Raw genomic sequence first — 19,924 nt, 5'->3', positions numbered from 1 at the left:
TGTCGGGAGGGGACAGCTATGGTAGTCTAAAATAGAATCGTGGACTCAAAACTTTAAAATTTTAAATTTGGTAAAAACTCAGCCGCGCTCAAACCGATTTTACAAAATACATCATACGAAAAGCGAGCCGACAGGCCGGTTAATGGGTAATTAAAGGTGATGGGGCAAGTCTAATCAGGAAAGGTGAATGGCATGGGGAGAAACCAAAAGAGTAAAACCGCGGTTGTGGTAGGCGCCGGTCCCGGGGGATTGGCGGCGGCAATGCTGCTCGGAGCCAAAGGCTACGAAGTCGACGTGTACGAAAAACAGCCCGTTCCCGGAGGACGTTCGGGACGTTTGCGGCTGGGCGCGTACACCTTCGATCGCGGCGCGACGTTTCTGATGATGCCGCAACTGCTCGAAGAGCTGTTCGAGCGGGCAGGACGTTCGGTGCACGATTACGTAAAGCTTCATCGGTTGGACCCGCTGTACGGATTGTATTTCGACCGCGGACAAACGGTGTTGATGCCTTCCAGCGACAACGAAGAAACAGCCAAACGCATCCAAGCGTTGTTCCCCGGAGAAGAAGCCGGTTTCTATCGTTTTATGACCGATGAGTCAGTGAAGTACGAACACGTCGAACCTCTGCTGCGTCGACCGTTCGGCGGATTCGGGGATTACTTGAAAGCGGATGCCATCAAAGCGCTGCCTCACCTCAAAGTCACGGATACGGTCTATGGCCAGCTATCGCGTTACTTCAACGACGAACGGCTGAAGTACGCGTTCACGTTCCAATCCAAATATCTCGGCATGTCCGCTTGGAACTGTCCGGGAACGTTCACGATCTTGTCGTTCATGGAACATCGTTTCGGTCTGCTGCATCCGATCGGCGGCATCGCCGCGCTCTGGGAAGCGATGGTCAAGGTCGCCGAAGAACACGGCGTCCGGTTCCATATGGGCAGGCCGGTCGACAAGATTCTGACGGAGAACGGCCGCGCGACGGGCGTTCGGCTTCAAGACGGAGAGACTCGCTTTGCCGAACATATCGTGATCGGAGCGGATTTCGCTTCGGCGATGAACGGATTGTTCGAACCGGGCGTTCTGAAGAAATATAACCCCAAAAAGCTCGAAGCGAAAAAATATTCCTGTTCGACGGCCATGCTCTATCTGGGCATCGACGGCGAAGTGGATCTGCCGCACCATTCGATCCATTTTGCCGACGACTACGCGCGCAACGTCAAAGAAATCACCGAAACGCTGACGCTGTCGGAAGACCCTTCGATCTATGTGCATAATCCGTCCAAGCTGGACCCGACGCTCGCGCCGGCCGGCAAATCTTCGCTGTACGTGCTGATGCCGGTTCCGAATCTTCAAGGCGATACCGATTGGAGCGGGCGGCGCGAAGAGTTGAAAGATTGGATGCTGGATCGCCTGGAAAATATCGAACAGCTGAAAGGACTGCGCGCACGGATCGAAGAAGAAGCGTTCTTCACGCCGCTCGACTGGCGGAACGAACTCGACGTCTACCGGGGCGCGACTTTCAATCTGTCTCATAATCTCGGGCAGATGATGGCGCTGCGTCCGCATAATCGTTTCGAGGAAGTCGAAGGCGTATGGCTGGTCGGCGGAGGTACGCATCCGGGCAGCGGCCTGCCGACGATCTTCGAATCCGCGCGGATCAGCGTCGATCTGATCGAAGGCGCGGACGGCCGTCCGCAAGCGCATCCGGCGGTTCAAGCGCCGGTCGCGGCAGGAGGAGCCGAATGAGCCGCGCGCCGCGCGTCGCGATCGTGGGCGGCGGCATCGGAGGCTTGACTTCGGCGCTGCTGCTCAGCAAACGGGGCGCCGAAGTGACGCTGATCGAATCGCGGGACCGTCTGGGCGGCCGGATCGCTTTCGAACGCGACGAGAACGATACGCGCCGGATCGATCAGGGACCGACCATCGTGCTGCTGCCGGAGATGCTGCTGTCGATCTTGGAAGAAGGCGGGATCGAACGGGAGCGGATCAAGCTGATCGAATCCGACCCGCTTTACCGGATTCATTACGCCGACGGCCGGACGATGACCAAACATCGCCGCCCCGAGCAGCAGGAAAAAGAAATCGCTCGGCTGTTTCCGGGAGAAGCGGAAGGGTACAAGCGTTATATGGAGCAGATGCGCGAGACCTATCCGGGAGCGCAAAAAGCGGTGCTCGAACAGACCTTCCCGCGCAAACGCGACTTTTTTACGCCTCGGCTGGTCCGGATGCTCGGCAAACTTCAGGCGCACCGCAGCGTCAGGGTCGCGGCTTCGCGTTATTTCAAGTCGGACGATCTGATCGACGCTTATTCGCTCCAATCGCTCTATATCGGCGGTCAGCCGGCGGGAACGCCGGGCGTCTATTCGATCCTGCCGTATGCGGAACACGAATTCGGCATCTGGATGATCGAAGGCGGCTATGCCCGTCTGCCGGTCATTCTGGAAGAAGAACTGCGCGCCCGCGGGGTGAAGATCCGTTTGAACGAGCGCGTCGAGAGCCTGCCCGTCGAAGACGGGAAATGCCGGGGAATCGTGGTCGGCGGCCGGCGCGAAGAATATGACGCGGTGCTGTTCAACGGCGATTTCCCTGCTATTTTGCCGCTGCTCGACGCACGGCCCGAAGCGCGTCGGCGCAAGCCTTACCGGCCTTCGTCGGGCTGCGTGCTGGTCTATCTCGGCGCTTCCAAGCGTTGGGAAGATACGGCGGCCCATCAATTTTTCCTGCCGGACAGTCTCAGCGACGGCCTGCAAGCGATCTTCGAGCGGGGCATGATTCCCGCCAATCCGTCGTTCTACGTATTCAATCCCGTCGAACTGGACCCGCAGGCGGCTCCTCCGGGAGAGAGCGTCCTGTACTTCTTGATTCCCGCTCCGGACGCTTCGCGCATCGCTTGGCCCAAAGAAGGCAAGCGTTTGGCGCGAAAAGTTCTTCGCGAAGCGGAACGCCGAGGATTCCCGGGACTGCGCGAATCGATCGAATGGATCAAGCTGCGGACGCCCGAAGACGCGCTTCGCGACGGCAATTACGTCGGCGGCAGCTTCGGCATCGCGCCGATCTTGGCTCAATCCGGTCCTTACCGGCCGCAGCCCAAACCGTTCGCCGGCATCGACGGCTTATACGCGGCGGGCGCGTCCGTCCATCCCGGCGGAGGCGTTCCGATCGTGATGCAGGGAGCGAGAATGGCCGTAAATCAGCTTTTGAAGGAGTGGAATCCATGAACGAACATATCATGCAGCAGTGCGAGGAAGCGATGCGTCGCGGCTCCACCTCGTTTTACCACGCCTTCCGGGATCTGCCCGAAAGGAGACGGCACGCGGTATACGTCATCTATGCGTTCTGCCGTCTGATCGACGACAGCGTCGACGAGCCGGACACGTCGCCGTATACCATTCACGAGCTGAGAACGAAGTTCATGGAATTGGACAAAGCCGACGGACATTATATCTGGCCGGCGCTGCGTTGGCTGTTCGGCAGCTTCCCGAATCTGGACCGCCGTCCGTTCCTGAGCCAGATGGACGGTCAATTGAGCGACCTGACGCTGCTTCGCTACGAAACGATGGAGCAGCTCGAACATTACTGTTATCTCGTCGCCGGAACGGTCGGCGAGATGCTGCTGCCGGTGCTGCGCGACGACCTGCACGCCGAAGCGGCCGAAGCGGGCATCGCGCTCGGCAAAGGGATGCAGATCGTCAACATCATTCGCGACGTCGGCGAGGACCTGCGACGCGGACGGCGTTACGTTCCGGCGGAACTGATGCGCCGGCACGGATACGCCGACGAAGAACTGGAGCGCGGCGTGATCGACGGCCGGTTCGTCGCGATGATCGACGAGCTGCACGCGCAGGCCGCCGCTTGGTTCGCCAAAGGGCTGTCGAACCTCGAGACCTATCCGAAGCGAAGCGGACTTGCCGTGGCTCTGGCCGCGGCGTTCTACGGCGCGATCTTCGAACAGGTACGCCGCAACGAATACGACGTGTTCACGCGCCGCGCGGTCGTTCCCGACGAAGAGAAAGGCATGCTGTTGATGCGCGTATTGTCCGCTTTCGGCGCGGCGGGAGATGCGTCGGACAACGCTGCGGTATCCTGATGGGCAGCTTCGGCAGCTTCCGCCCGCCCGGTCGCCGAGGGCGGCGCGAGGCGGGACGCGAAGGCGCTGCCGGCCGTTCGTCGGACCGGGTCGCGGAACTCTCGGCCCGGGCGGAGACGGCGCAGCGGACGGCGCGGATCATGGGGATCGTCTTCTACGTCTGGATGACGATCGGTTCGGCGCTTATGCTTACGATCGGCGTCGCCAAGCCGCTCGGGTTCTCGAGCGCTTTGTTTCTGGTGTTCTACGCCGTCTACGCCGTGATTCTGCTGCATTCGGCGACGGCGGGAACCGAATCGCGGGAGATCCCGCCCGGCATCCGCACGTATTCGCATCCGCTGCTTCGTCTGATCGTCGGGGCGGCCGGAATCTGGCTCGGCGGAATGGCGATCGAATGGAGCGGCGTGCATACCGGTTGGCCGTTCGGCGGCTACTCTTATTCTTGGATTCTCGGCCCGCATCTGTTCGGCGTGCCGATCACGCTCGGCTTCGCGTGGATCGCCGTGGTCGGCAGCTCCGCCTTGATCGCCGGACCGGTCCGCCCTTCCTTGATCGGCCGATCGAGCAAAGCCGTGCAGATCGGCGCGTGGACGGTACTGATCGACTTCGTGCTCGATCCGGCCGCCGCTTCGCGGGGCTTCTGGAGTTGGAGCGGGTCGGGCGGGTTCTACGGCGTTCCGTGGAGCAACTTCGTCAGTTGGTTCGCGGTCGGCGCCCTGCTGTCCCTGCTGCTGCCGGATCGTCTGCCGAGCCGTCGAACCCGGCTGCTCGGATTGAGGCTTTATCAATTTATTTTGCTCATGTTCGGTCTGCTTGCTCTTCAAGACGGGATCTACGGTCCCGCCGGAATCGCGCTGGCCGGCATGGTGCTATCGGAGGCAAGGTTCCGTTATGATACCCGCAGAACATTCCCCGGCGTTTCGCGCTCTGTTCGATCTCTATAACCGTCGTTATCTGCTTCCCCGCGCTTTCCGCCGAATCGATCTGTACGGCAGTCTGGACGCGGGAGTAGAACGCGATCGGCCGATTTTATACATCGCCAACCACAGCTCTTGGTGGGACGGCCTGCTGCTGTTTCATCTATGGCGGCGAAGCGGCGAAGATCGCCATTATGTCATGATGGACGAAGAACAGCTTGCCAAGTACCGCTTTTTTCGCAAGCTCGGCGCGTATTCCGTCGACAAAAGCGGCCCCGGCGCGAGCCGTTCTTCGCTGCGTTATACGGAGGGGCTGCTCGGACAAAGCAGCCGCGTCTGGCTGTTTCCGCAGGGAGACATCCGTCATCTGGAGAGCCGTCCGCTCGCTTTAAGGCGCGGGGCGGCCCATCTGCTTCGCCGCGTGCCGCACGCGGCGGTCGTGCCGGTGACGTTCTATTATACGCAGGGTCTCCACTCGAAGCCCGAGGCTTCGCTGGAGATCGGCCGTCCGCTGCTGGAAGATTGGGCGGCGTCGGACCGGGAAGACGTCATGGCGCTGCTGCAAGGCAAGCTTCAGCGGCAGCTCGATCGACATCGCGAACGAGAGATCGCCGCCGTGGACGATCCGGCATCGGCGCCGCGTCCGGACCGCGAGCTTCTGCGTACGGGCCTGTCCGTGAACGAGAAGTTCGACCGCGCGCGCGGCGGAAGGAGGGCGGCTCATTGACGACTCTTGCCCATGTCATGACCTTCTTGTCTTTCCTGCTGGTCGCGCAGTTGATCTTCGTGCTGACGAATATCCGCGCGCTGCCCGTTCCCGGCCGCAAAGCCAAACGGATCGAAGGGCGTCCGCTGGTGTCGGTCCTGATTCCGGCCCGCGACGAGGAACGCAATATCGGGGCTTGCCTGGAACACGTGCTGGCGTCGGACGATTCGGAGTTCCGGCTGGAAGTGATCGTCTACGACGACGGTTCGAGCGACGCGACCGGCGATATCGTGCGCCGGATCGCCGTCGACGACCCTCGCGTACGGCTGATGCCGGGCACCGAGCTGCCGCCGGGTTGGAAAGGCAAATCCCACGCCTGTTATGAGCTTGCCGAACGCGCGTCGGGCAGTTGGTATCTGATGCTGGATGCCGACGTCCGTCTGCTTCCGTCGGCGATCCGCGACACGCTGCGCACGGCGGTCTCGCGCCGGGCGGGGCTGGTGAGCGGGTTTCCTCTTCAGAAAGTCGGCAGCAAGCTGGAGAAGCTGATCGTGCCGATGATGGAATTCGTGATTCTGTGCCATCTGCCGATTCCGTTCGTGTCCCGTTCGCGCAGCAGCATGTTCGTCGCCGCGCACGGCGCGTTCATGCTGTTCAAGAAATCGGCTTACGAATCGTCGGGCGGTTACGAAGCGATCAAAAACGAGATGCTCGACGACATGGCGATGGCCCGGGCGATCAAAAAATGCGGTTACCGCATGGAACTGGTCGATCTGACGCGTCATGCCTATATGCGGATGTACCGCAGCTCGCGCGAGGTGTGGGACGGTTATCGCAAAAATCTGTTTCCGGGCCTCGGGCGGAATTATTTGCTGCTGCTGCTCTTGGTCGCGGGGTATGCCGCGCTCTACGTCCTGCCGTTATTCGTTCTGCTGATCGGCCTGCTCGCGGGCAGCATCCATCTGGCCTTGACGGCCGGAACGGTGCTGCTGCTCGGCATGGCGATCAAAGGCATCAGCGACGTGCGCGGCGGACTTCCGTTCGCGTACGGCTTCTTGATGCCGGCCGCTGCCGCCTGCACGATCGCGCTTGCCGTATCCAGCGCCGCGTCGGGTTCGAACGGCCGCGGCTACGAATGGAAAGGGCGGCGTTATGTTTGATTGTTCCCGCAATCGTACCAACGAAAGGAGGTGCCGTCCGTGACTCGTAAAGCGGTCATTGTCGGCGGAGGCCTGGGCGGATTGTCCTGCGCGATCGGATTGGCGGCCGCCGGGTTCGAAGTCGCCCTTCTGGAAAAAGAAAAAACGCTCGGAGGCAAGCTCAAACGCGTAGAGGAAGCGGGCTACCGGTTCGATCGCGGACCCAGCACGATCACGATGCTGCACGCGTTCCGAAGCGTATTCGAGCAGGCCGGAAGGCGCATGGAAGACTATATTCGGACGTACGAGTTGGAGCCGCGGACGCGGAACGTGTTCGCGGACGGCACAACGGTCGATCTCAGCCGCGACCGCGATCGGATGCGGGAGCAGATCGCCGCGTACAGCCCGGAAGACGCGGCGCGTTACCCGGCTTTTCTCGAGGAGGCTCGGCGGGTCTACGGACTGGCGGACGGACGGTTCTTGAACCGTCTGATGCTGTCGATGCGGGAAAAAGCCGATCCCGCGCTGCTGCGCGATTTCCTGCGGGTACGCCCGGGAACCACGCTGCGTACGCTGCTGGCGCGCTACTTCGTCCATCCGTATACGCTGGCGATGTTCGGCCGTTACGCGACCTATGTCGGAGCTTCTCCGCTTCAAGCACCGGCCATCTTTGCCATGCTGGCCCATGTCGAAGCGGACTTGGGCATCTACGGCGTGCAGGGCGGCACCTATGCATTGGTCGAGAGCATGGAACGGTTGGCGCGGGAACTCGGCGTGCGCATAAGCACGGACACGGAAGTGCTGTCGATCAAGGTCCGCTCGGGACGCGCTTACGGCGTCGAGACGACGCGGGGCGCGATCGAAGCGGACGAAGTGGTCTGCAACGGCGATCTGCTCGCGACGGCCCGTCTGGTGCCGGACCGCCTGCGCCGCCGCCCGGCGGCGGATCGTCTGGACCGTTACGAACCTTCGCTCTCCGGTTTCGTTCTGCTGGCGGGAGTACGCCGCCGCTACGAGTCGCTGCTGCATCATACGCTCTTCTTCCCCGAGCGGCTCGAAAGCGAATTCGACGATATTTTCGCTCGCCGGGTTGCGCCGGACGATCCGGCTCTGTACATTTGCAATAGCGGGCATTCGGAAAGCGGCACGGCTCCGGAAGGCGGCAGTTCGCTGTTCGTTCTGGCGAACGCGCCGTATTTGTCGGAGTCTTGGGATTGGCGGCAGCACCGGGAAGCCTATGCGGACAAAATCATCCGCATGCTGGAACGGCGGGGGATCGGCGGTCTGGATCAGGCGGAAGTCCTGCAAACGTACACGCCGTCCGACTTGCAGCGCGATACGTATGCGCATCGCGGCGCGATCTACGGGATCTCGTCCAACTCGATGCGCCAGACGTTCTTCCGTCCCGGCAACCGGGATCGGGATATCGACGGACTATGGTATGTGGGCGGCACGGCTCACCCGGGCGGAGGGACGCCGCTCGTGACGTTGTCCGGCCGGTTGATCGCCGAACGGATCGCTTCGCTAAACGGGCGAGGTTCGTCGAATCCGATTCGAGCGGATCTATAGAGTAAGGGAAACGGGGGTATCGGCCATGTCCGAACAGAATAAGGGTTCCGGTCCGTCGACCGGAGACCGCAAGAGCGAGCATGTCCGATTATGCTTGGAAGAAGAAGTAGGAAGCGTAGGCGTCACGACCGGCTTCGAACGTTACGGATTTCGCCATAACGCGCTGCCGGAGCTGGATTTCGAGCGGATCGATCTGACTTCGGGCTTTCTGGGGCGCAAGTTGAAGGCTCCGCTGCTGATCAGTTCGATGACCGGCGGCAGCGTCGGTACGGGACGGATCAACGAGCGTTTGGCGGAAGCGGCGCAGGCCCGGGGCTGGGCGATGGGACTCGGTTCGGTGCGCGCCGCGGTCGAGCGCGAAGACCTCGCGGCGACCTTCAAAGTCCGGCATCGCGCGCCGGACATTCCGATTATCGCGAATCTGGGAGCGGTACAGTTGAACTACGGGTTCGGCGTCGACGAATGCCGGCGCGCGGTGGAGATCGCGGAGGCCGACGCGCTGGTGCTGCATCTGAACGGGCTGCAGGAAGTCTTCCAGCCCGAAGGGAACACGGATTTCGCCGGGCTGCTGCCGAAGATCGAACGGTTATGCCGCGCGGCCGGCGTTCCGGTCGGCATCAAGGAAGTCGGCTGGGGCATCGACGGTGAAACGGCCCGGCGTCTGGCGGAAGCCGGCGCGGCGTTTATCGACGCCGCGGGCGCGGGCGGCACGTCGTGGAGCCAGGTCGAGAAGTACCGCAGCGCCGACGCCATGCGCCGAGCGGCCGCCGAAGCTTTCGCCGGCTGGGGCATCGGCACGGCGGACAGCATCGCGCAGATTCGCGCGGAACTGCCCGAGATGCCGCTGATCGGCAGCGGCGGACTGCGCAGCGGGGTAGACGCGGCGAAAGCGATCGCGCTCGGCGCGGATCTCGCGGGCTTCGGCCGCGCGCTGCTCGGCCCTGCCGTCGATTCCGCCGCCAGCGCGGAAGCGGCGCTGGAACAAGCGGAATTCGAGCTGCGCACGGTGATGTTCGGCATCGGCGCGGGCACCGTCGCCGAGCTCAGAAGAACCGAGCGTCTGGTTCGTCGTTAGACGAGCAGGCGCTTTTTTGCCGCGTCGGCGCTTCTTGCAAAGACTTGCCCGGACACCGTATCGCTGCGCGGGATTTCCTGTTATAATATGCGGTGATGCTTTTTCGAGGTTCAGAGCAAGCCGAAGCGTCCTATTCGCGCGCGTCATCCATTAACGAGATCAAACTCAGAGGAGTTGTGTATTCATATGGCATTGAAAGCCGGTATCGTAGGTTTGCCGAACGTCGGCAAATCCACGCTGTTCAACGCAATCACGCAAGCGGGCGCCGAGTCCGCCAACTATCCGTTCTGCACGATCGACCCGAACGTCGGGATCGTCGAAGTGCCGGACGAACGTCTCGACAAGCTGACCGAGCTGGTCGAACCGAAAAAGACCGTACCGACGGCTTTCGAATTCGTCGATATCGCGGGCCTCGTGCGCGGCGCCAGCAAAGGCGAAGGTCTGGGCAACAAATTCTTGGCCCATATCCGCGAAGTCGATGCCATCGTGCACGTGGTTCGCTGCTTCGTGGACGAGAACATCACGCACGTCGACGGCAAGATCGATCCGGTGAGCGATATCCAGACGATCAATCTGGAGCTGATCTTGGCCGATATCGAGAGCGTCGACAAACGGATCGACCGTTCCAAGAAGAACATGAAGGGCGGCAACAAACAATACGCCCAAGAGATCGAAGTGCTGGAGAAGGTCAAAGAAGCGCTCTATAACGACCAACCGGCGCGCAGCATCGACCTCACGGACGACGAGCTGCAATTGATCCGCGAACTGCATCTGCTGACGCTGAAGCCGGTTCTGTACGCGGCGAACGTGGCCGAAGACGAGATCGCCGACGTGGCGAATAACGCTTACGTGCAGCAGGTCCGCGATTTCGCGGCTGCCGAGAACGCGGAAGTCGTGCCGATCAGCGCCAAAGTCGAAGAAGAGATCTCCGAGCTGGAAGGCGAAGACAAGCAGATGTTCCTCGACGAGCTGGGCATCGAAGAATCCGGCTTGAACCTGCTGATCAAAGCCGCCTACAAACTGCTGGGTCTGTACACGTACTTCACGGCCGGCGTACAGGAAGTCCGCGCATGGACGATCCGCAAAGGAACCAAAGCGCCGGGCGCCGCGGGCGTCATCCACTCCGACTTCGAACGCGGCTTCATCCGTGCCGAAGTGGTGAGCTACCAAGACCTCGTCAATGCCGGTTCGATGAACGGAGCCAAAGAGCGCGGACAACTGCGTCTCGAAGGCAAAGAATACATCGTGCAGGACGGCGACGTCATGCATTTCCGTTTCAACGTATAAGCCGCCTTTAAACGAGCGCGCCGAAAAGCCGTTTCCTTCGTTCGGGAAGGAAACGGCTTTTTTTGCGCGCTCGGAACCGCTCGCGGATCGGTACGAATATCGGGAAACGCCGCTCGAACGGACTGCCGGCGTCTCGGCTGGCGCGAAAGCGGTCCGCCGTTCGGACGGTCCGCTTCGTTCATTTCGAAGATCGACGATGGTATCCGCGTTCGCCGTAAGGTTCCAGCTCGTCCATCCATTTCTGCTCCAACTCGCCGAGCTGCTCGCGCACCGTCACGTAAGCATTGTCGGACGGCTTCAAGACCTCTAAGATTTCGAACTCGAACGCTTCTTCGCCGTACTCCTTCCAATCGCGCTGCAATTCTTTGTTTTTGAAACTGCCGTTGTTCAGTTCGAAGCGCCGTCCGTCCATCGATTTGAGATTCGGCAGCGAAGCGATAAACGATCGGCCGCTGTCTTTGTGCACGATGCGGTAGACGCCGCCCTCCTGCTTCATTTCTTTGTACAAAGCTTGAAGTTCTTTGCGTCGATTCGTAGGGTTCACGGATGATTCCTCCTTCGGCGGCAGAGAAGCGGCCGCTCGGCAATTAGGTTTAGGGTTGGCTTGCTGATCGTGGTCCGGGTGGTCTGCTTGCCGATTCTCCGCGCGGGCATTCGGACGTCCGCCCCGGGTCGTCCAATATGCGCTGCCGTCCGGTTCGCGTTCCACGAATCCGTATTCGATCAGAAAACGGCGCAGAATCGCGTAGTCGGCATAGAAAGGCTCGAGCGCCGCGTTGATTTCTTTTTCCGTATACGCGCGTTCGTCGTCCAGTCGGGAAGCGAGATGCCGGAGCACGGCCAGCCGCTGTTTTTCTTGAAGATCGAAAGTGCGAAGAGGACCGTCCGGGCCGTCCGGAAAAGCGTTCCGCAAAATCTCGCGTTCCTCGTCTTCCGTCAGATTATAGCGATCGTCCATCAGGCGGGCTTGAGGATGCGGCGCGATGAACGCGGTCGTCCGATCGCCGCCGCGTTCTTTAAGCAGTTCCATCAAAGCGAGAAAAAGGCGGGCCTGCCGTTCCTTTTCTTTCAGCGCGAAACGATGATTGCGAATCGTCGAAGCGCTGCCGATCCCCAGTTCGCTTTTGACCTCGTCGTCGCTGCGCCCTTCATAGAAAAGGCGAAGCAGCGCGTTCTGATGATCGGTCAGGCCGGTCGCTTTCTTGTCCAAGGCGATCAAGGCTTCGAACGGAGAGCCGTGCGCTTGTCCGATATGCCGCCGCATATAGGTTTCCGCTTCGTAGAAACGGCCTTCTTCCGGATAGATCAAGCCTTGTTCGACGAAGCGGCCGCAGAACAAGCAGACGAATCCTTCTTCGCCGCGGGCATAGCCTTTTTTGAGATCTTCGATCGGGGCATTCCATAACGTGTCCGTGTCCATTTTCGTATCGTATCTCCTTATTTTTATAGACGTTTATTTATTTTGTCTATTATTATACAAACATAATACATCATTGTTCGTTTAATTGGAATAACTTATCGTTATCGGACAACGCAAAAAAGCCGCTTTCGTCCGGGACGAAAGCGGCTTGCTCGGCAGAGATCAACCTTCGAAAGAGATCAAGACTTCGACCGGAATGCCGCTGGCCAGCAGTTCGATGCTCAATACTTGCTTGGAGCTCATCTTGACGGAAATGTTCTCGCCCGACAGCAGGGTCGGGGTAGAGATATCGATGCTTACGCCGAGATTGGCGAATCCGGTCGCGGCCGTAGCCGTCAACATATTGGACAGCTCGGACAGCGCGCTTCTCGCCATATCGTCGAGCTGCTCGACCGGCATGCCCATCATCATCGTCGAAGCGATTTTTTTGGCATGTTCCGTATCGATTCGGTACACGACGTTTCCTTTGAGCGTGCCGACGATCCCGACCAGAATAATAACGCCTGAGCAGACAAGCTCTTGTCCTTTGACGGCCAGCCCTTTTTTGCTTGTTTCGGCAAAGCCGAGCTGCGGCATCACGTTCATGAACGATTCGATAAACGGGTTAACGTGAGCTACATCCATTTGTCCTCACCTCTTTTGAAACCGACGTTGAGCAGGATTTCGCCGAAGTTCGTGTCTCCGACGGCGCTCACGGTCTTGAATGTGGCTTGCGAAATCAGCATGTTGTCGCCGTGCATCACGGACGGAGGCGACAAACGCAGACCGAAAGCTTTGTTTTTCTTGTTCAGGATCGAGCACGCGTTGCCGGCCACGATATTCGTGTATTCCGCCAGAGCGGCCGTGATCTCGTTGGTGCTGGTCGGTTCTTTTCTCATCATGGCGGTGACGAGAGCATGGGCGGTTTCTTTGCTGAGATCGATCATCAATCTGCCGGAGAATTTGCCGATGATTCCGACGATGACGGCGATGCCGCGGGAATTGAAATCTTCATGCAGTTCGTGTTCGTCGGTATACGTCACAAGGGTCTTGGTCATGCGATTCATGCCGTCTTTGAGCGTTTCTTTGAACACTTCGACGTAGGCGTCTTCCAGTTCTTTGAACATCTCGTTATACGAGACAAGCCGTTGAATCGTTCCGATCAGCTCGTCGGCGTCTACCGGTTTCTGGATATATCCGGAGACGTGATTTTCTTTGGCTTCTTTGAGAATTTCGTCGTCCATCATGGAACTGATCACGACGACTTTGATGTTCGGATTGATCTCGTGAACGGCGCGCGTGCACTCCAGTCCGTCCGTGCCGGGCAGGGTCATGTCCATCGTAACCAGATCGGGCTGCGTGGCGGCGATCACTTCTTTGACTTCTTCCAGTGTGCCGGCGTCTCCGACCACTTCAAATCCGTTGTCTTCAAGGATATTTCGGATAACCGCTATAGAAAAGGGCGAGTCATCCACAATTACGACTCTTAAAGCTGACATATGAACCCATCCTTTCTTCACTGCGCGTTTTTCCCAAGAAAAGCGCTTACGCTCTAGCCCTAACAGCGTAGAAAACAAGGCCGATCGGGGATTCGGAGCACTGTAACTAATATCGACAGAAAGCGCGCATATGTTAAGGCAAAGTTCTCGGATGAATAAGACTTTTGATGCAGAACGATAAAAATCGAAGATTTCGAAAAACAGAGCAAACGCGCGAGACGGACACGGCGGGCAGGCGGAAGTTTCGATAGGCAATCCGCAAGAGCTATGCTATAATTAAGAGTCGTCGCACCTTGATGCGAACGGCTATTTTCCTTATCCTTTTTCTTCTCCGCGAAACGCGGAACTGGAGGAATGAATATGAGGTTCATCGGCGTTCATTTATAGCGAGCATAACGAGTATTCCTGAATCGTAAGGTATAGATGTCATAAAGATTTTGTACGGAATCATTAAAAAATATTGAAGAGGTGATCAACCTTGTTGGATAAATTGCAAGCTCTGGTTGACCGTTACGAAAAATTGAGCGAACTGTTGTGCGACCCGGACGTGGCAAGCGATTCGAAGAAACTGCGCGACTATTCCAAAGAGCAGTCCGATCTTCAACCAACGTTCGAAGCGTATACGGAGTACAAACGCGTGGTCGAAGATCTCGAAGCCGCCAAAGAAATGCAGGGCGAGAAGCTCGACGACGAGATGCGCGAGATGGTCAAAATGGAGATCGATGAACTGACGACTCGCCGAGCGGAACTGGAAGAAACGATCCGCGTGCTGCTGCTGCCGAAAGACCCGAACGACGAGAAGAACGTGATCGTCGAGATTCGCGGCGCGGCGGGCGGCGACGAAGCGGCGCTGTTCGCGGCCGACCTCTACCGCATGTACAGCCGGTATGCGGATACGCAAGGCTGGAAAGTCGAGCTGATGGACGTGAACGAAAGCGATCTGGGCGGCTTCAAAGAAGTCATCTTCATGATCAACGGACGCGGCGCTTACAGCAAAATGAAATACGAAAGCGGCGCGCATCGCGTGCAGCGCATTCCGGCTACGGAATCGGGCGGCCGCATCCATACGTCGACTTCGACGGTCGCGGTGCTGCCGGAAGCCGAAGAAGTGGATATCGAGATCCATGACAAAGACATTCGCGTCGATACGTTCTGTTCGAGCGGCGCGGGCGGACAATCCGTCAATACGACCAAATCGGCCGTTCGCGTGACGCACGTGCCGACCGGAATCGTAGCGACCTGCCAAGACGGCAAATCGCAGAACTCCAACAAAGAAAAAGCGCTTCAGGTCCTTCGTTCGCGCATCTACGACATGATGCGGCAGGAAGAAGAAGCGAAATATGCCGGCGAACGCAAAAGCAAAGTCGGAACCGGCGACCGCAGCGAACGCATCCGTACGTACAATTTCCCGCAGAGCCGCGTGACCGACCACCGCATCGGCTTGACCATGCACAAACTGGATCAAATCATGAACGGCGATATTCAGGAGATCGTGTCCGCGCTCACGATCGCCGAACAAGCCGAATTGATCGAAAAGGGAGTCTAATCCCTTGAATTTCGATTCGATGAAGAATCATCCGCTTAATCGAGCGAGATCGGGCCGGAGCGGCTTTCAACTGCGCGAAGGACTGACGCTCCGGGAAGCCTTTGCGGAGGCTTCTTCTTTTTTGCGGGAGAAAGGCGTCGGCGAAGCGGACGAAAACGCGCGGCTGCTGCTCAAAGAAATTCTGGGCATGTCCGGCGCGCAGTACGCGATGGCGCTGCGCGAGCCGTTCCCTTACGAACATCGGGAACGTTGGGAGAACGCGATTACGCGCAAAGGAGACGGGGAACCGGCTCAATATATTTTGGGCGATCAGGAGTTCTACGGGTTCTTGTTCGAAGTGACGCCGGACGTGCTGATTCCGCGTCCGGAAACGGAACTGCTGGTGGAAGCCGTGCTCACGCGGGCGAAGGCGCTGTGGCCGGACGGCGCGCCATCCGCGCTCGACGTCGGTACCGGCAGCGGCGCGATCGCCGTCAGCCTCAAGCTGCTGCGTCCTGAACTCGGCGTGACCGCCAGCGATATCTCGCCCGGCGCGCTGAGCGTGGCCAGACGCAACGCCGAGCGGCTGGGCGCTGAGGTCGATTTCCGCGAAGGCAGCCTGCTGGAGCCGTTCGCGGGCGAACGGTTCGATATCCTCGTATCGAATCCGCCGTACATTCCGGCGGCAGATATCGAAGAACTTCAGCCGGAAGTGCGCGACTTCGAACCGCGCGGCGCGCTGGACGGAGGACCGGACGGACTATGGCCGTACCGGGAGATCATGAAGCAGCTCGATCTGCTGCAAAGCGATCCTAAGCTGATCGCGTTCGAGCTGGGCATGGGACAAGCGGAAGAAGTCGCCAACATGCTGCGCGCCCGCGGCAGTTGGCGTACGGTGGAGACGGTGCACGATCTGGCCGGCATCGGGCGGCATGTGATCGGAATCGTCTGAGCGCGATAGCGCGCAGAGCTTCGGCGCGGGCGGGGAGCGCAGGCGGAATGCCTGCGTCTTTCCGCCTTTTCGCTAGGGCGATGCAGGGCATGACGGCAATTCGGACGTTAAAATGACATGGGGCGTTTTGTAGCCTACAATATAGATAAAGACAAATACAAAGAGAAGCCGACGGGACTGTAACGGGGTCTGCAAGGCGCAAGAGGGAATAACCGGCCTTGAACAGGCTTTTCGGAGGAACCGTACGATTATGATTACGAAATGGAAACATACCGATTGGGCTCTTATTGTTGTGCTGCTGATGATGATGGGAATCTGTATTCCCGTCGTCCACAGCGCGGTCGCGAACAGCGACAAGTTCAGAGGGCTGGATACCCAGATGATCTTCTATTACATTCTGGGATTCGGCGTGATCTTCTTCATGACGCTCGTCGATTACCGGCTGTACGTCAAATATTTCTGGCTGGTCTACGGCGGAGGCCTGCTGCTCCTGCTGCTTACGTTAACGCCGCTCGGCCAGACGCAGAACGGCGCTCAAGGCTGGCTCAAGCTCGGACCGATCGGCATGCAGCCGGCAGAGCTGTTCAAACTGGCTTTGGTCATTACGCTGGCTTCGCTGCTGGCCAAGCGCAACAAAGACAAGTTGAGTTTTCTCTCCGACGTGATCCCGATCGGCATCGTGGCTTTCATTCCGTTCGCCGTCGTCATGCTTCAGAACGACTTGGGGAACGCGCTGAGTTACGTATTGATTCTGCTCGGTCTGCTGTGGATCGGCAACTTGAAGTTCACGCATGCGCTGCTGATCCTCGTGCTGGGGGTCGGAATGTTGGTCGGCGGCATCAAAGCGTACGTCACCTATCATGATCAGATCTCCGATTTCATGACGAATACGCTGCATCGCGCGCACTGGTTGGATCGGATCGATCCGTGGCTCATGCCGGACGAAGCCAGTCGGGACGCTTCTTGGCAGACCAAGAACGGCAAGTTCGCCATCGCGGGCGGAGGCATGCTCGGTCAAGGATACATGAAAGGCGAGATGGTGCAAAATCCGAACGGATCGCTTGTGCCGTATACGTACTCCGATTCCATCATCGTCGTGATCGGCGAAGAATTCGGATTTGTCGGCATTTCGTTCCTGCTGGCGCTGTATTTTATCCTGATTCATCGGATGATCGTGATCGCGCTGGAATGCAGGGACAAAGTCGGATCTTACATCATCGTCGGGATCGTGGCGATGTTCATGTATCAGATCTTCGAAAATATCGGCATGTTCATCGGACTGATGCCGCTGACGGGGATCACGCTGCCGTTCGTCAGCTACGGCGGCACGTCGCTCTTGATCAATATGGCGAGTATCGGCGTGGTGATGAGCATCCGGGCGAGCACGCGCGACGAAGCTTCCAAAGACGAGTTCTCGCACCTCAAAGAATCGGACGGCAAGAAGGACGACGGAGGCTTGCGCGCGCTTCGCGGCGCGGTAGGCAAGATGATGGGACGCTCGCGCAAAACGGGCAAAACGGGAACGGCGGAGTAAACGGCACCGATCGGACGGCCGAATAAGCAAGCGTACGATCGAGAGATTGCGAAGAAAGCGTAGAACGGCGCGGGCGGAACGATTCGTCCGACTATCAACCGACACGCGGCGGCGAAGACCGGCGCGTGCGACCGGGAGGCTGCGACGATGCTAAGCAAGATCAAAAATATTGACTGGGCTCTTGTCACGATTCTGCTGATCTTTATGGGAATCTGTATTCCGGTCGTGCACAGCGCGATTACGAACAGCAAAGCGGACGTTCTTACGGCTTCGGCTTTTAAAATGGCGGTGTATTACGTAGCCGGTTTTGTCGCCTTTTTTGCCGTAGCGTTCTTCCCTTACAAATGGTTAATCAAATATGCCGTCTATGTGTATATGTTGGGGATCGGCCTGCTCTTGCTGGTCTGGACGCCGCTGCGCATGTCGCTTAACGGCGCGGACGGCTGGATCGGATTCAAAGGGTTCAGTCTGCAGCCGGCCGAGGCGTTCAAACTAGTCTTGATCGTGACTCTGGCCGCTTATCTGGTTCGCAAGCAGAAAGACAAACTCGGTTTCTGGAAAGATATCGTGCCGGCGGGATTTATCGTGCTGATTCCTTTCGGGTTGGTGGTTCTGCAAAACGACTTGGGCAACGCGTTATGCTATCTGGTAATCTTGGTCGGCTTGCTGTGGATCGGAAACATGAAATATACGCAGGCGCTGCTCTTTCTGGTATTGGCGGGAAGTATGCTGTTCGGCGGCATTCATGCGTATAAGACGTACCACGAACAGATTACCGACTTTCTGGGAGAATCGGGGCGCGCTCACTTCTTAGCCCGGATCGATGCGTGGCTGCTGCCCGACCAAGCCAGCAAAGACGACATCTATCAGATCGAAAGAGCGCAGCTTGCGATCGGCAACGGCGGAATGCTGGGCAAAGGCTATATGAAAGGCGAACTTTCCGGACGCGTGCCGTATACGTATGCCGACTCCGTCATTTCGGTCATCGCCGAAGAATTCGGCTTCGTCGGCATGGCGGTCCTGCTGCTGCTCTACTTCATTCTGATTCACCGTATGATCTTGATCGCGTTGGAATGCCGGGAACGGGCCGGCCCGTACATCATCGTCGGGATCGTGGCGATGTTCATGTACCAGATCTTCGAGAATATCGGCATGTTCATGGGGCTGATGCCGCTGACCGGCGTCACGCTTCCGTTTATCAGTTACGGCGGCACCTCGTTGATCATCAACATGGCGTGTATCGGAGTCGTCATGAGCATCCACTTCGCCAACAAAAAGCATCAGGCGGAAGAAAACGTGCTGAGAACGGATCATTTGGACGACGGGGAGAAAAAAGAAAACAAAAAGCGCAAGTTTAAAATTCCTAATCTGAAATTTTGATCCGCTTCAGGAGCGAAATCGAAGCAGAAGGCGAAAAGGCAGAGAAAGGAAACGACCATGAACGCAGGCAAAGATTCGAACAAAAAGACCCTGATCTGGGAAGTTGCCGACCTAGGTTCCACGGGGAACAACGCGGCCGGAACGCGTCCGTCGGCCGAGACGGATTCAACGGCAAAGGCCGAAACGGGGCCTGCCGATTCCGGCATTCGGGCGGCGGCGGCGCTGCTGGCCGAAGGCAAGCTGGTCGCTTTTCCGACCGAGACGGTGTACGGTCTGGGCGGAGACGCGCGCAGCACGGCGGCCGTCGAAGGCATCTTCGCCGCCAAAGGCCGTCCGTCGGACAATCCGCTGATCGTGCATATCGCCGATCGCGCCGAATTGGACGCGTTCGTGCTCGAAGTGTCCGAAGCGGACGAGAAGCTGATGGACGCGTTCTGGCCCGGACCGCTGACGTTGGTCCTGCCGGTGCGCCCCGGCGCGCTGTCGCCGCGGGTCACGGCGGGGCTGGATACGGTGGCCGTGCGGATGCCGGACCACGGCATCGCCCTGGCGCTGATCCGCGCGTCGGGCTGTCCGCTCGCGGCGCCCAGCGCGAACCGTTCGGGACGCCCCAGCCCTACGCTCGCGCGGCATGTGCGCGAAGATCTGGACGGCCGCATCGACGGGATTGTCGATGGAGGCCCGGCCGGCGTGGGCGTCGAGTCGACCGTCGTGCGGACGAACGCCGCAGGCGGCGCGACCGTGCTGCGCCCGGGCGGGATTCCGGCCGAGGAACTCGGCCGGGTGCTCGGCGCGGAAGTGCGCGCCGTGGCCGCGGACGCGTCCGCGGACATCGACCCCGCCGCGGCCGCGGCG

The 19,924-nt window shown here is 59.1% G+C and carries 17 protein-coding genes; 14 read left to right on the top strand and 3 right to left on the bottom strand.

What is annotated here, in order from left to right:
- Nucleotides 1-192: 192 nt before the first annotated feature.
- The 9 genes from CDO73_RS24860 to ychF all read left to right on the top strand — a co-directional run bounded on the left by CDO73_RS24860 (nucleotide 193) and on the right by ychF (nucleotide 10,780).
- Nucleotides 193-1,746, top strand: a complete 1,554-nt coding sequence (locus CDO73_RS24860; protein ID WP_088491193.1) for a phytoene desaturase family protein — start codon at nucleotides 193-195, stop codon at nucleotides 1,744-1,746.
- Nucleotides 1,743-3,218, top strand: a complete 1,476-nt coding sequence (locus CDO73_RS24855) for a phytoene desaturase family protein (RefSeq protein WP_088491192.1) — start codon at nucleotides 1,743-1,745, stop codon at nucleotides 3,216-3,218. Before CDO73_RS24860 ends, CDO73_RS24855 begins: the two co-directional genes overlap by 4 nt.
- Nucleotides 3,215-4,087 carry a phytoene/squalene synthase family protein gene (locus CDO73_RS24850; RefSeq protein WP_088491191.1) on the top strand — a complete coding sequence of 291 codons (873 nt, stop codon included), beginning with the start codon at nucleotides 3,215-3,217 and terminating at the stop codon, nucleotides 4,085-4,087. The genes CDO73_RS24855 and CDO73_RS24850 overlap by 4 nt, the downstream gene beginning before the upstream one ends.
- Nucleotides 4,087-5,031: a carotenoid biosynthesis protein gene (locus CDO73_RS24845; protein ID WP_256972843.1), complete on the top strand. Its 945-nt coding sequence runs from the start codon at nucleotides 4,087-4,089 to the stop codon at nucleotides 5,029-5,031. The genes CDO73_RS24850 and CDO73_RS24845 overlap by 1 nt, the downstream gene beginning before the upstream one ends.
- Nucleotides 4,979-5,731, top strand: a complete 753-nt coding sequence (locus CDO73_RS24840) for a lysophospholipid acyltransferase family protein (RefSeq protein WP_088491190.1) — start codon at nucleotides 4,979-4,981, stop codon at nucleotides 5,729-5,731. Before CDO73_RS24845 ends, CDO73_RS24840 begins: the two co-directional genes overlap by 53 nt.
- Complete coding sequence (locus CDO73_RS24835; protein ID WP_143536181.1) at nucleotides 5,728-6,870, top strand: glycosyltransferase family 2 protein; 1,143 nt, start codon at nucleotides 5,728-5,730, stop codon at nucleotides 6,868-6,870. Before CDO73_RS24840 ends, CDO73_RS24835 begins: the two co-directional genes overlap by 4 nt.
- 39 nt (nucleotides 6,871-6,909) lie before the next feature.
- Nucleotides 6,910-8,418, top strand: coding sequence for a phytoene desaturase family protein (locus CDO73_RS24830; RefSeq protein WP_088491188.1), 1,509 nt, complete (start codon nucleotides 6,910-6,912; stop codon nucleotides 8,416-8,418).
- Nucleotides 8,419-8,443: 25 nt separating this feature from the next.
- Nucleotides 8,444-9,493, top strand: a complete 1,050-nt coding sequence (fni, locus tag CDO73_RS24825; protein ID WP_088491187.1) for a type 2 isopentenyl-diphosphate Delta-isomerase — start codon at nucleotides 8,444-8,446, stop codon at nucleotides 9,491-9,493.
- Nucleotides 9,494-9,679: 186 nt separating this feature from the next.
- The gene (ychF, locus tag CDO73_RS24820) at nucleotides 9,680-10,780 is read left to right on the top strand and encodes a redox-regulated ATPase YchF (protein ID WP_088491186.1); all 1,101 of its coding nucleotides are present in this window, start codon (nucleotides 9,680-9,682) and stop codon (nucleotides 10,778-10,780) included.
- 178 nt (nucleotides 10,781-10,958) lie between these two features.
- Here ychF and CDO73_RS24815 read toward each other — a convergent pair whose 3' ends face one another.
- The 3 genes from CDO73_RS24815 to CDO73_RS24805 all read right to left on the bottom strand — a co-directional run bounded on the left by CDO73_RS24815 (nucleotide 10,959) and on the right by CDO73_RS24805 (nucleotide 13,678).
- Nucleotides 10,959-12,200: a DUF2087 domain-containing protein gene (locus CDO73_RS24815; RefSeq protein ID WP_088491185.1), complete on the bottom strand. Its 1,242-nt coding sequence runs from the start codon at nucleotides 12,198-12,200 to the stop codon at nucleotides 10,959-10,961.
- A gap of 162 nt (nucleotides 12,201-12,362) precedes the next feature.
- On the bottom strand, nucleotides 12,363-12,824 hold the full coding sequence (locus tag CDO73_RS24810; protein ID WP_088491184.1) for a chemotaxis protein CheX: 462 nt from the start codon (nucleotides 12,822-12,824) through the stop codon (nucleotides 12,363-12,365).
- The gene (locus CDO73_RS24805) at nucleotides 12,815-13,678 is read right to left on the bottom strand and encodes a response regulator (RefSeq protein WP_088491183.1); all 864 of its coding nucleotides are present in this window, start codon (nucleotides 13,676-13,678) and stop codon (nucleotides 12,815-12,817) included. Before CDO73_RS24805 ends, CDO73_RS24810 begins: the two co-directional genes overlap by 10 nt.
- Nucleotides 13,679-14,156: 478 nt before the next feature.
- Here CDO73_RS24805 and prfA point away from each other — a divergent pair, with 478 nt between their 5' ends.
- The 5 genes from prfA to CDO73_RS24780 all read left to right on the top strand — a co-directional run.
- Nucleotides 14,157-15,224 carry a peptide chain release factor 1 gene (gene prfA / locus CDO73_RS24800; protein ID WP_088491182.1) on the top strand — a complete coding sequence of 356 codons (1,068 nt, stop codon included), beginning with the start codon at nucleotides 14,157-14,159 and terminating at the stop codon, nucleotides 15,222-15,224.
- Nucleotides 15,225-15,243: 19 nt separating this feature from the next.
- Nucleotides 15,244-16,155: a peptide chain release factor N(5)-glutamine methyltransferase gene (prmC, locus tag CDO73_RS24795; protein ID WP_088491215.1), complete on the top strand. Its 912-nt coding sequence runs from the start codon at nucleotides 15,244-15,246 to the stop codon at nucleotides 16,153-16,155.
- Between the two features lie 250 nt (nucleotides 16,156-16,405).
- Nucleotides 16,406-17,689, top strand: coding sequence for an FtsW/RodA/SpoVE family cell cycle protein (locus CDO73_RS24790; protein WP_088491181.1), 1,284 nt, complete (start codon nucleotides 16,406-16,408; stop codon nucleotides 17,687-17,689).
- A 147-nt stretch (nucleotides 17,690-17,836) separates the two neighbouring features.
- A complete protein-coding gene (locus tag CDO73_RS24785; protein WP_088491180.1) occupies nucleotides 17,837-19,069 on the top strand; it encodes an FtsW/RodA/SpoVE family cell cycle protein in 1,233 nt (410 codons plus the stop codon).
- Nucleotides 19,070-19,126: 57 nt separating this feature from the next.
- The coding region (locus tag CDO73_RS24780; RefSeq protein WP_143536180.1) for an L-threonylcarbamoyladenylate synthase at nucleotides 19,127-19,924 on the top strand (798 nt) is incomplete at its 3' end.

The organism is Saccharibacillus sp. O23 (assembly GCF_002205895.1).
Lineage (GTDB): Bacteria > Bacillota > Bacilli > Paenibacillales > Paenibacillaceae > Saccharibacillus.
This window is presented reverse-complemented; position numbering and strand designations above follow the sequence as displayed.

Coding starts and splice junctions, on each gene's coding strand:
- CDO73_RS24860 (WP_088491193.1), top strand. CDS start 193: ATGGGGAGAAACCAAAAGAGTAAAACCGCGGTTGTGGTAGGCGCCGGT.
- CDO73_RS24855 (WP_088491192.1), top strand. CDS start 1,743: ATGAGCCGCGCGCCGCGCGTCGCGATCGTGGGCGGCGGCATCGGAGGC.
- CDO73_RS24850 (WP_088491191.1), top strand. CDS start 3,215: ATGAACGAACATATCATGCAGCAGTGCGAGGAAGCGATGCGTCGCGGC.
- CDO73_RS24845 (WP_256972843.1), top strand. CDS start 4,087: ATGGGCAGCTTCGGCAGCTTCCGCCCGCCCGGTCGCCGAGGGCGGCGC.
- CDO73_RS24840 (WP_088491190.1), top strand. CDS start 4,979: ATGATACCCGCAGAACATTCCCCGGCGTTTCGCGCTCTGTTCGATCTC.
- fni (WP_088491187.1), top strand. CDS start 8,444: ATGTCCGAACAGAATAAGGGTTCCGGTCCGTCGACCGGAGACCGCAAG.
- ychF (WP_088491186.1), top strand. CDS start 9,680: ATGGCATTGAAAGCCGGTATCGTAGGTTTGCCGAACGTCGGCAAATCC.
- CDO73_RS24815 (WP_088491185.1), bottom strand. CDS start 12,200: ATGGACACGGACACGTTATGGAATGCCCCGATCGAAGATCTCAAAAAA.
- CDO73_RS24810 (WP_088491184.1), bottom strand. CDS start 12,824: ATGGATGTAGCTCACGTTAACCCGTTTATCGAATCGTTCATGAACGTG.
- CDO73_RS24805 (WP_088491183.1), bottom strand. CDS start 13,678: ATGTCAGCTTTAAGAGTCGTAATTGTGGATGACTCGCCCTTTTCTATA.
- prmC (WP_088491215.1), top strand. CDS start 15,244: ATGAAGAATCATCCGCTTAATCGAGCGAGATCGGGCCGGAGCGGCTTT.
- CDO73_RS24790 (WP_088491181.1), top strand. CDS start 16,406: ATGATTACGAAATGGAAACATACCGATTGGGCTCTTATTGTTGTGCTG.
- CDO73_RS24785 (WP_088491180.1), top strand. CDS start 17,837: ATGCTAAGCAAGATCAAAAATATTGACTGGGCTCTTGTCACGATTCTG.